This is a genomic window from Aeromonas sp. QDB14, assembly GCF_027707845.1.
GTDB lineage: Bacteria > Pseudomonadota > Gammaproteobacteria > Enterobacterales > Aeromonadaceae > Aeromonas > Aeromonas caviae.
This window is the reverse complement of sequence record NZ_JAPCJD010000183.1, coordinates 1-1,243: the sequence shown is the minus strand read 5'-3', so window position 1 is coordinate 1,243 and position 1,243 is coordinate 1. Positions and strand designations below refer to the sequence as shown.

The 1,243-nt window shown below is 44.9% G+C and carries 2 protein-coding genes; both read left to right on the top strand.

Annotated features, from left to right (window positions below):
• Positions 1–61 precede the first annotated feature (61 nt).
• Positions 62–409 carry a hypothetical protein gene (locus tag PG887_RS22385; RefSeq protein WP_270822950.1) on the top strand — a complete coding sequence of 116 codons (348 nt, stop codon included), beginning with the start codon at positions 62–64 and terminating at the stop codon, positions 407–409.
• Positions 409–1,152 (top strand): hypothetical protein, encoded by a 744-nt coding sequence (locus tag PG887_RS22380; RefSeq protein WP_201932704.1) that lies wholly within the window; start codon positions 409–411, stop codon positions 1,150–1,152. Before PG887_RS22385 ends, PG887_RS22380 begins: the two co-directional genes overlap by 1 nt.
• Positions 1,153–1,243: the final 91 nt, after the last annotated feature.

The following is a 1,243-nucleotide window of genomic DNA, read 5'->3' as shown; positions in this document are numbered from 1 at the left end:
GGGCATGCAGTCGTGGCAAGCCCTCCGATGCCATATCGGCTCTTGAAGCTGGCTGAGGGTCATGGGTAATCAGGTAGGGTTAAATGTCACTTCTCAACCACTTGCCAGTGCTGGTCAGATGATCCCCGCGCGCTCCAAAGAGGAGCTTGACCGCTATCTGGCTGCAATGAAACCCAAGATGATAGATACACTACGCGGGAGCTGGGAGGACATGGTCTATTCCCTGCCGCTGGAGGTTGATACCAACTCGGCCATCAAACTGGAACTGGGGTATCTCGGGGGCATGGTTCAGCGGGAGTTTATTTTCAAGGGCAACAGTAGTAGTGGCGGCCCTGTGACATTGAATAGCTGCAGCGGCGATCTGGGTACAATGCCCGCGTTGGTGGTCGGCAAGCAAGGGAATAAATAATGGATAAGTCAAACGAGGAAGTTGATGTGAATGAGCAGGAGATTCCTTTTCGTCTATTACCACAGGAAGAGCAACAACGTATTCTCGATGCCAATCAAAAAAAAGTGCGTGAGGCCCCAATTCTTCAGGAGTGGAATATTCGGGTTTCTACACCATTTGCTTGGCTTATTATTTTTCTAGTCACTGCAGTTATGACGTTATTTGCTGTAGGTTGTGTATTACTTACAGGTGATGTTGATTGGGGGTTTGCTTATCTAGCATTCGGTGTTGCTATAGCAATGATCCCTTATTTTCGTTATTTAGTGATGGCAGATAAAAACTATCATTACCGTCTTACAACAGAAGGCGTTATTGTCACTTATCAGGATGTTATTCCAGAAGTAGCTTATACGATAGTCCGTGGTTTGGCTTGGCTTGGCGTGGTGGTCTGTGTATTTGCAGTGGCTGTATTGGGACCATTTTCTCTGGTGGGGGCTGGTGGGATGGCACTCCTTGCGATATTTTTCACTGACTTTAAAAGTGAAGTAACAGAGCATGAAACCATGTTTAAAAAAGATTGGGACTATACGTTAATCATCTCCAATAGAAAGAAAGCATTAAGGTTTGAATCAACGCCATTTAAGATTTCACATAGCGATAATTTATATTGTAAATCTGAAGATTTTGAAAAGATTGTTGAACTGATAAAAGGGCAGATTCGATGTGCCGAAATAAAGTATATTAAAGGCCATCCAATGACCTGACTTTGATATTCTACGGCCTTGTTGCTCAAATCGGGGAACTATCTGTCATCTCGGTGATCTGATCCTGTAGCGCAGTCTCCGAGAGCATCAG